The 9,492-nt window shown below is 43.9% G+C and carries 8 protein-coding genes, 1 tRNA gene and 3 pseudogenes; 6 read left to right on the top strand and 6 right to left on the bottom strand.

From position 1 onward, the window contains the following. Positions 1–209 precede the first annotated feature (209 nt). The 6 genes from DK423_RS11435 to xylA all read right to left on the bottom strand — a co-directional run bounded on the left by DK423_RS11435 (position 210) and on the right by xylA (position 3,998). Positions 210–455 carry a Fic family protein gene (locus tag DK423_RS11435; RefSeq protein WP_231102146.1) on the bottom strand — a complete coding sequence of 82 codons (246 nt, stop codon included), beginning with the start codon at positions 453–455 and terminating at the stop codon, positions 210–212. A gap of 36 nt (positions 456–491) precedes the next feature. Further along, positions 492–644, bottom strand: a complete 153-nt coding sequence (locus DK423_RS11440) for a hypothetical protein (RefSeq protein WP_005559308.1) — start codon at positions 642–644, stop codon at positions 492–494. Then, positions 622–789: a hypothetical protein gene (locus DK423_RS11445; RefSeq protein ID WP_231093213.1), complete on the bottom strand. Its 168-nt coding sequence runs from the start codon at positions 787–789 to the stop codon at positions 622–624. The genes DK423_RS11440 and DK423_RS11445 overlap by 23 nt, the downstream gene beginning before the upstream one ends. Before the next feature lie 198 nt (positions 790–987). Further along, positions 988–1,082, bottom strand: a tRNA-Sec gene (locus DK423_RS11060). A gap of 74 nt (positions 1,083–1,156) precedes the next feature. After that, positions 1,157–2,629, bottom strand: a complete 1,473-nt coding sequence (xylB, locus tag DK423_RS10690; RefSeq protein ID WP_005559312.1) for a xylulokinase — start codon at positions 2,627–2,629, stop codon at positions 1,157–1,159. A 49-nt stretch (positions 2,630–2,678) separates the two neighbouring features. Continuing rightward, complete coding sequence (gene xylA / locus DK423_RS10695) at positions 2,679–3,998, bottom strand: xylose isomerase (RefSeq protein ID WP_005559313.1); 1,320 nt, start codon at positions 3,996–3,998, stop codon at positions 2,679–2,681. Positions 3,999–4,255: 257 nt separating this feature from the next. Between xylA and xylF the strand changes: the two genes are divergently transcribed. The 6 genes and pseudogenes from xylF to DK423_RS11450 form a co-directional block, all read left to right on the top strand. Beyond that, on the top strand, positions 4,256–5,254 hold the full coding sequence (gene xylF, locus DK423_RS10700; protein ID WP_005559316.1) for a D-xylose ABC transporter substrate-binding protein: 999 nt from the start codon (positions 4,256–4,258) through the stop codon (positions 5,252–5,254). Positions 5,255–5,310: 56 nt separating this feature from the next. Further along, a pseudogene (gene xylG / locus DK423_RS10705) lies at positions 5,311–6,826 on the top strand (D-xylose ABC transporter ATP-binding protein). A gap of 3 nt (positions 6,827–6,829) precedes the next feature. Continuing rightward, on the top strand, positions 6,830–7,957 hold the full coding sequence (locus DK423_RS10710; RefSeq protein ID WP_109043980.1) for a sugar ABC transporter permease: 1,128 nt from the start codon (positions 6,830–6,832) through the stop codon (positions 7,955–7,957). Positions 7,958–8,156: 199 nt separating this feature from the next. Next, positions 8,157–8,540, top strand: a complete 384-nt coding sequence (locus DK423_RS11675; protein ID WP_262361226.1) for an aminotransferase class I/II-fold pyridoxal phosphate-dependent enzyme — start codon at positions 8,157–8,159, stop codon at positions 8,538–8,540. A gap of 26 nt (positions 8,541–8,566) precedes the next feature. Beyond that, positions 8,567–9,088, top strand: a pseudogene (locus tag DK423_RS11680) (aminotransferase class I/II-fold pyridoxal phosphate-dependent enzyme); the annotation flags it as partial. 138 nt (positions 9,089–9,226) lie between these two features. Beyond that, positions 9,227–9,385 (top strand): annotated as a pseudogene (locus tag DK423_RS11450) (Na+/H+ antiporter NhaC); the annotation flags it as partial. Positions 9,386–9,492: the final 107 nt, after the last annotated feature.

Consider the following 9,492-nt stretch of genomic DNA (forward strand, 5'->3'; position numbering starts at 1 on the left):
AATTCAAAAAAGTGGGTTAAAGCCTCGTACTATAAGGTCTTAACCCACTTTTTACCAACTATTTTGTCTACTATGCCTAACTTTTAAACGAAATTGATAAGAGTAGGACATAATCTGCACCTCAAATTAGATGCCCAGGTTTAGGGGGGAGGCAGATCAAAGTGCGGTCAGAAATTTAAGTGTTTTTCGGACCGCACTTTTTTAATAAATTATAAATCCATAATATCAATATAACGCATTAACTCTTCTTTTTCATAAACAGCAATTAATTCGGCTAAATCCCTTGGATTACCGCCGGACCTATGATATTTATCAAAGCACGCATAATATTTTGCCCGATCGCTGAATTTAATATCCACCGGCAAATAACCGTTTTTCATTAATTCAAAGTTTAGCAACAGCCTACCTGTACGCCCGTTGCCGTCAACAAATGGATGAATGGATTCAAATGCCAAATGTAACCATGCGATGGCTTCAATCGGGTGGCAACGCTACAACCGAAGCTGATAATCGGCAATCAATTTCGCCATTTCTTCCGCAATGAAGTGTGGTTCTGTCGGCGTATTTTCAGCCCCTAGAATCCGTACGGGAATTTTTCGATATTGCCCTTTATGTTCGGCATTACTCATCAATACAAGGGGCATGAATATCCTTAATCACCTGTTCACTCAAAGGCTCATTTTCTGCGACCAACATAAACAGAAAATTAAACGCATCTTTATAACCGATAATATCCAAATGCTCCCTAATCGGCTTCTCGGCAATGGTTACGCCATCATTTAAAATCAACGCAGTTTCCCGTAGCGTCAGCGTATTGCCCTCAATCGCATTCGAGTTATAGGACGATTCAACAATAAATTCATTACGTAGCCGGCTTAACTCATCTTAGCTTAGCGGTCGTAAGACGGATAATTTTTGTTTTAGGGAATCAATTTCGGTTAAAAGTGCGGTCATTTTATGAAGTGTTTTTTTGAGAATTAAAATTACTGGCGGAAGATCGTAGGAGTTGAACCTACCCGAGACTGCTGGCAGCCTCAACAGGATTTGAAGTCCTGCCGCCTCACCGGAAACGACGATCTTCCTCTTGGAAATTGAGGCGAACTTTAGCGCAAAAGCCCGTGCGATTCAAGTAAGGCGGCAAAATAATCCATTAATTTTATACGGAATATTGGGCGTTTAAATGTTGGCGGTAGCGTTGATAAACGGATTGATATTGCTCCGCATTTTCTGCTATCGGCGCTGTGCGCGTCGCTTCATTTAACTGTACGAAAGCTCGGCATAATTCCGCCAGCGATCCCTGTTTATTCGCCCACATGGCTTGAATGGCGGCGCCCAGCGCGGCGGCTTCTTCCTCCATCAGACATACCACGTTGACGTTCATGATGTCGGCAATCATTTGGCGCCATACAGCACTTTTTGCGCCGCCGCCGATCAGGCGAATTTCGGTGGCGGCTAACCCCGCCCGTTCAAATAAATCCAAGCCGTAGCGCAAGGTAAAACTGGCGCTTTCCATCATGGCGCGGGATAAATTAGCGCGGGTGAAATTACCCGCATCCAAGCCGAGAATTACCGCTTTGCTGTTCGGCAATGCCGGCACCCGTTCGCCGTTAAAGAAGGGCAGAATGGTCACGCCGTCAGCGCCGATATTGGCTTGCTGTACCAATTCATTGAATTCGCCCACATTGATGTCCAACAACTGCATGAGATTTTTGTTGGCGGACGTCACATTCATGGTGCAAACCAACGGCAACCAACCGCCGGAAGAGGAGCAAAAATCGGCAATCATCGGCGGCAAATCGGATAACGGTTCATCGCTATAAGCATAGAGCGTGCCCGACGTGCCTAAGCTCATGGTCACGATGCCTTGCCGAATATTACCGGTGCCGATGGCGCCCATCATGTTATCACCGCCGCCGGCGGAAACGATGACGTCATCCGCCAGTCCTAATTGACGCGCCACATCCGTTTTCACCGTGCCGAGAATTTGGTCGGCGTCGATTAAGTGCGGTAAGTTTTCCAGGCGTTTTTCCGGCGCGATAAGCTTCAGCGTCGTCTCATCCCAACAACGTCGCACCACATCAAAATAACCGGTGCCGGAGGCATCGCCGTATTCGGTGCAGAATTTGCCCGTGAGCCAATAGTTCAAATAATCATGTGGCAACATGATTTTGTCGATTTGTTGGTAAACATCCGGTTGATATTTGCGCAACCAACGGATTTTAGATGCCGTATAACCGGTTTGGCAAACAATGCCCAGGCGTTCAAAACAGGCTTGTTCGCCTCCGAGCAGCGCTAAAATCTCCGCATTTTCCGCGGACGTTTCCGTGTCGCACCAAAGTTTGGCGTGGTATAACGGCTGATCGTTTTTATCCAACACCACCAAGCCGTGTTGCTGCCCGGAAATGCCGATACCACGAATTAAGTGCGGTTGAATTTCGGCTTGTTTTATGGCATCGGCAAAGGCATTTTTAAACGCCGTAATCCACCAATCCGGCGCTTGCTCGCGCCGTCCGTCGGAGTTTTCAATGAGTTGATGGGCGGCATAGCCACTGCCCAACACCTTATGCTGTTGACTATCTACAACAATCACTTTCGTGCCTTGCGTGCCGCAATCGACGCCAAGATACATAAAACACCTCCGTAAAAAATACCGAAAAAAACCACCGCACTTTTACCGATTAACGGTAAATGTAACCGTTCACCACGTTTTCCAGATATTCCTGTTTACCGGAAACCGGTTGCGGATCCAAGCCTTGTTGCTCAACCGCCTGCGCGAGCTGTTCCAAAGAAGCATTACCCTGCAAAATTTGCTGACCGAGGGATTGCCGCCAACCGACATAACGTTCGTCCACAAGCTGTTGCAGGCGCTGTTCTTCCAACATTTGCGCCGCCCGTTTGAGGGATAACGCCAACACGTCGATGGCGCCGATGTGGGCATAGAACAAATCATAAGGATCGGTACTTTGACGGCGGATTTTCGCATCAAAGTTGAAACCGCCGGTGGTAAAGCCGCCGTTTTTCAGGATTTCATACATCACCAATGTGTTTTCTTCCACGCTGTTCGGGAATTGGTCGGTGTCCCAACCTAATTGCGGGTCGCCGCGGTTGGCGTCGATGGAACCGAAAATATCCAGCGCGAACGCCGTCGCCACTTCATGCTGGAAGGTGTGTCCCGCCAAGGTGGCGTGGTTGGCTTCAATGTTGACCTTAATTTCATTTTCCAAACCGAATTGTTTTAAGAAGCCGTAAACCGTCGCCACGTCGTAATCGTATTGGTGTTTGGTCGGTTCCTGCGGTTTCGGTTCAATGAGCAGCGTGCCGTTAAAGCCGATGTTATGTTTATGTTCCACCACCATTTGCATGAAGCGCCCGATTTGTTCGCGTTCACGTTTTAAATCTGTATTGAGCAGGGTTTCGTAACCTTCGCGACCACCCCAGAGCACATAGTTTTCACCGCCAAGACGTTTGGTGGTGTTCATGGCGTGATATACCTGCGTTGCCGCCCAGGCAAACACTTCCGGATTCGGGTTGGTGGAGGCGCTGGACATATAACGCGGATTGCTGAAACAGTTTGCCGTGCCCCACAGCAACTTCACGCCGGTTTCCGCCTGTTTACGCTCAAGAATGTCCGTAATCGTGTTGAAATTATGAATGTAATCTTTAATGGAATTGCCTTCCGGCGCCACATCCACATCATGGAAACAATAATAAGGCACGCCTAATTTGGTGAAAAACTCAAAGGCAATATCCGCCTTCTGCTTTGCCGCCTCTAACGTACCGGCATTTTTCTGCCAGCTGCGATCCAGCGAACCCAAGCCGAACATATCGGTACCATTCCAGCAAAACGTATGCCAATAACACACCGCCAAACGCAAATGCTCTGCCATGGTTTTACCAAGGATAACCTGACTGGCGTCGTAATATTTATATGCGAAGGGATTGGTTGAGTCGGCACCTTCGTAGCGGACGTTGTCGATTTTGTTGAAGTAGTTTGTCATTGTATCCTCCGGGACAGGGTTAATTTGACACTATTCTTGATAAAAGCGCTTTGACGATCAATTACGTTATTTCGCATTAGATTTAAGATTATTGTTTATTGTGGACTGGGTCACAAAAGAGAAAAAACGTAATAGGTTCGGAAGATCTGATAATTGCATTCATTTGAAACGGAATGATAAAACTACGTTCAGAGTAATATAAGTCGCTTCTCTAACACCCTTTCAATTCATTCACTACCACTATTTGAGGTGTCATTATGAAAATCAAATTTGCTTTATTATCGCTTGCTGCCGCACTCACCTTATGCAGCACCGCCGGCTTCGCCAAAGACTTAAAAATCGGTATGTCAATCGACGACTTACGTTTAGAAAGATGGCAAAAAGACAGCAGCATTTTTGTTAAAAAAGCGGAAGCGTTAGGCGCCAAAGTTTATGTACAGTCCGCCAACGGCGATGATTCGGCACAAATTTCACAAATTGAGAACATGATTAATAAAAATATTGATGTGCTGGTGATTATTCCGCATAACGGTGAAGTCTTAAGCAATGTTATTGCCGAAGCGAAAAAAGAAGGTATCAAAGTCTTGGCGTATGACCGTTTAATTAACAACGCGGATCTGGACTTTTACGTTTCCTTTGATAATGAAAAAGTCGGTGAATTACAAGCGCAAAGTGTTATAGAGAAAAAACCGGAAGGTAACTATTTCTTAATGGGCGGTTCGCCGGTAGATAACAATGCGAAACTTTTCCGCAAAGGTCAAATGAAAGTATTACAACCGTTAATTGATAGCGGAAAAATTAAAGTGGTGGGTGACCAATGGGTGGATTCTTGGTTACCGGAAAAAGCCTTACAAATTATGGAAAATGCGCTAACCGCCAATAAAAATAATATTGATGCCGTTGTTGCTTCGAACGATGCCACCGCCGGCGGGGCAATTCAGGCGCTTTCCGCGCAAGGCTTATCCGGTAAAGTAGCGATTTCCGGTCAGGATGCCGACTTAGCGGCAATTAAACGCATTGTAGAAGGCACGCAAACCATGACCGTGTATAAACCTATAGCCTTATTGGCGGATAAAGCGGCCGAAATTTCCGTTGCCTTGGCTAAAGATGAAAAACCGCAATCCAATGCGGAATTAAATAACGGCTTAAAAAACGTCCCGTCTTATTTACTTGAGCCTATCGCTGTAGATAAAAACAACATTGAAGCGACGATTATTAAGGATGGTTTCCATTCTAAAGATAGCATTTATAAATAACGCAACAGGGAGGCTTATGCCTCCCGAATTCTAATAGCAAATCACAAAAGGTTTCCATTATGGCTCTATTAGAAATGAAACATATCACCAAGAAATTCGGTGATGTTGTGGCATTAAACAACATCTCCATTTCTTTGGAAAAAGCGGAGATTCTGTCTTTATGCGGTGAAAACGGCTCCGGTAAATCCACCTTAATGAAAGTGTTGTGCGGCATTTATCCTTTCGGCGATTATAAAGGCGATATTTATTTCAGTGATGAAAAAATCGTTGCAAAAAATATTAAAGATACGGAAGAAAAGGGCATTTCCATTATTCACCAGGAATTAACCTTGGTAAAAAAACATGTCCATTTTGGAAAATATGTTTTTGGGCAATGAAATTACCAAAGGCGGCATTACCGACGACAACGAAATGTATTTACGCTGTAAAAAACTACTGGAACAAGTCCAGCTGGATATTGACCCGCACACCAAAGTCGGTGAATTAGGATTAGGTCAGCAACAGCTTGTTGAAATTGCTAAAGCCTTAAATAAGCAGGTACGTTTGCTGATTTTGGATGAACCGACGGCATCATTAACCGAAAAAGAAACGGCGATTTTATTAAATCTGGTAAAAGATTTACGCGCCCATAATATCGCCTGCATTTATATTTCCCACAAACTCAATGAAGTCAAAGAAATCTCCGACAAAATTTGTGTGATTCGTGACGGTGAGCATATCGGTACCCGTGATGCGAAAACCATGACGGAAGATGACATCATCACCATGATGGTGGGTCGTGAAATCACCTCTTTATATCCTCATGAAGCACATGAAATCGGTGAGGAAATCCTACGGGTGGAACATATCACTGCTTGGCACCCGATTAATACGCATATTAAACGGGTAAGTGACGCGTCTTTTACGCTCCATAAAGGCGAAATTTTAGGGGTTGCGGGTTTAGTCGGTTCCGGAAGAACGGAGATGGCGCAATGTATTTTCGGCTCTTATCAAGGCAAACATGAAGGTGACATTTTTATTAATAATCACAAAGTAAAAATCCGTAATTGTAGCGAAGCCATTAAACACAATATCGTGATGGTACCGGAAGATCGCAAAAAACACGGTATCGTTGCCATTATGGGCGTGGGGAAAAATATCACTCTGCCTTCATTACGCAATTATTGTTTCGGTAAACGGGTCATCAATGAAGCCCTGGAAGAAACGGTCATTAACCAAGCTATCGCCCAGTTAAAAGTCAAAACTTCTTCACCGCACTTAGCTATCGGGCGTTTAAGCGGCGGCAATCAGCAAAAAGCGATTCTTGCCAAATCCTTATTACTTAAACCTCAAATTCTGATTTTGGATGAGCCGACACGCGGGATCGATGTGGGCGCCAAATATGAAATTTATAAACTTATCAACCAACTGGCACAAGAAGGTATGGCGATCATCGTCATTTCCTCCGAATTGCCGGAAGTGCTTGGCATTAGCGATCGGGTTTTAGTGATGCACCAAGGTCAGATTAAAGCGGATTTAATCAATAATCATCTGACACAGGAACAAGTCATGGAAGCGGCGCTTAAGGAGTAATCTATGTCTAAATTGAAATCAATAAATTTACAGGTTTATATTATGCTCATTGCCATTGTGGTGATCATGGCATTCTTCTTCGTTGCTACCGACGGCGCTTACCTGAGCGCGCGTAATATTTCCAACTTATTACGCCAAACCTCCATTACGGGCATTTTAGCAATCGGCATGATTTTCGAGATTATCTCTGCCGAAATTGACTTATCCGTGGGTTCATTAATGGGACTGCTCGGCGGTTTTGCCGCTATTGCCGATGTGTGGTGGGGCTGGCCGTTACCGTTAACCATTATAACAACGTTGCTGATCGGCATTGTGCTCGGTGCGTGCACCGGTTGGTGGGTTGCCTATCGAAAAGTACCTTCCTTTATCGTTACATTGGCGGGAATGCTGATTTTTCGCGGGATGTTGGTCGGCGCAACTAACGGAACCACGGTTTCACCGATTAGCAAAGACATGACAATCATCGGTCAAGGCTACCTTCCCGATACCACCGGCATTATTTTAGGTTGTGTTGCCGTTATTTGTTTCTTCCTATGGGGTTCTTATCAACGTAAAACCCGTCAAAACCTCAATTTGAGCGTTTCAAGCGCAGGTAAAGAAACCATGAAATACGGTTTATTCGCCATTTGTGTACTGGGTGCGATCTATCTCTTAAATGATTATCGGGGCATTCCGTTCCCGGTGTTGCTTTTGGCGATTTTAGCGGTTATCGGTATGTTCATTGCACGAAAAACCGCATTCGGACGCCATATTTATGCTATTGGCGGCAATATTGAGGCTGCCAGATTATCGGGGATCAATGTTGAAAAAATCAAACTCATGATTTTCTCCATTAACGGCTTAATGGTCGCTATCGCCGGGTTAATTCTCAGTGCGCGTTTTGGCGCCGGCGCACCGTCCGCCGGTCAAAATGCCGAACTGGACGCCATCGCCGCCTGTGTTATCGGCGGTGCAAGTCTCGCCGGCGGTGTCGGCAGCGTTTACGGCGTAGTTATCGGTGCATTGATTATCGCCCTATTGGACAACGGCATGAGTATGTTAGACGTACCGACTTTCTGGCAATACATTGTGAAAGGTACCATTTTATTACTCGCCGTATGGATGGATACGATGAGTAAGAAAAAAATGTAATGATCTTGGCAAAAGTGCGGTCGGTTTTTCATGTGTTTTTAATCTGCCACACGTGCCGATAATAATGTTATTTCATTAAGGAAAAGTAATAGAAATCAAATTTGATCAATGGGTTAATCGAATCGGGACGGATAGTGCCAAATGGGATGTTCCTTATTCAAAATATGGTTCCGATATTATTCCGCTGTCGGTAGCAGATATGGATCTTCCTGCGCCGCAGGAAATTATTGAACTATTAAATGAACGTAATCGGTTGGGCATATACGGATATACAATAATATCGGATGATTATTATCCGCTCATAACCGATTATCTCAAAAGACATTATGCTTACTCTGCAAGCCCTGAAGATATCGTCTTTTGCCCGCGAATAATTCAAGCGGTATCAATTTATATCAGAGAATTTACAACCGAAAACGATACTATTTGCTTATTTACGCCTTCTTATTCGCCTATGCTTAATGCCATATTACTGAATAATCGAAAGCTGTCGCAATGTCCTTTAGTCTACTACAATCAAAAATATCATATTGATTTTAAAAACTGGAAATATGTTTTAGCCATTCCGATGTATTTATTCTGATTTCTCCGCATAATCCCACCGGCTTGGTGTTTAGCATTCAGGATCTCGCTCAAATTGCGTTACTGGCGGAAAAGTATCATGTCTTTATTATTTCGGATGATATTCATGCAGATTTTGATTTTTCAGGCGAGCAACATCATATTATTTCCTCGATTAATCATTATGTAAAAGAACATTCCATCATTTGCACTTCACCGTCAAAAACCTTTAATTTAGCCGGTTTAGAAATTTCAAATCTGATTATTCATAATCACGTCATACGAAATAAATTTAATCGATTACTGCAACAATTAGGCATCCATAATCCTAATTACTTCTCCATTCCCGCCATAAAAGCAGCTTACCGGAATGGTGATGTCTGGCTGAGAGAATTACAACGATACATCCTTGAGAATAAGCAGTTGGTTAAACGTTTCTTTACCGCGCATATTCCTGAACTGGACGTCGCTGATACAACCGGTACTTATCTGGTGTGGGTTAATTATTCCCGCTTAAGCATAGACGAACAACGATTGAAACATTGGCTATTGCATTTAGCCCGCGTTGAAATGTCTTGGGGAAGTGACTTCGGGGCAGATGGTAATGGGTTCTTTCGTATGAATATTGCAGTACCACGCTCCTGTTTGATTAGTTGTTTAAACAGAATGAAGCAGACTTTTCTTTTATTAAAAAAGAGGGATATTGCTATGCAGCACAATAACACACAAATAAAAATACCGACTTTAGCACAAGCATTATCGCCAATAATCATTATGTTACTATTATTGGGCTTAGGTTATGCGCTGTTTGATCTGCCGCCGGAACCACTCATGGTACTTTCTTGTGTGTTTGCCGGCTTTTTAGTCTTGAATTGTCAAACCAAGTGCAACAATTTCTTAAAGTAAACCTCATAAGGTGTTTTCCGGCCTAAACACTTTCGTGGTCTTAGATTGAGTTTATCTACGACAGACTG

The sequence above is a fragment of the Aggregatibacter actinomycetemcomitans genome (assembly GCF_003130205.1).
GTDB lineage: Bacteria > Pseudomonadota > Gammaproteobacteria > Enterobacterales > Pasteurellaceae > Aggregatibacter > Aggregatibacter actinomycetemcomitans_A.

Bases quoted from the DNA above. Each gene is read 5' to 3' on its own strand.
- xylA (WP_005559313.1), bottom strand. From the start codon at position 3,998: ATGACAAACTACTTCAACAAAATCGACAACGTCCGCTACGAAGGTGCC.
- DK423_RS11675 (WP_262361226.1), top strand. From the start codon at position 8,157: ATGGATCTTCCTGCGCCGCAGGAAATTATTGAACTATTAAATGAACGT.
- DK423_RS11440 (WP_005559308.1), bottom strand. From the start codon at position 644: ATGCCCCTTGTATTGATGAGTAATGCCGAACATAAAGGGCAATATCGA.
- xylB (WP_005559312.1), bottom strand. From the start codon at position 2,629: ATGTATCTTGGCGTCGATTGCGGCACGCAAGGCACGAAAGTGATTGTT.
- DK423_RS10710 (WP_109043980.1), top strand. From the start codon at position 6,830: ATGTCTAAATTGAAATCAATAAATTTACAGGTTTATATTATGCTCATT.
- xylF (WP_005559316.1), top strand. From the start codon at position 4,256: ATGAAAATCAAATTTGCTTTATTATCGCTTGCTGCCGCACTCACCTTA.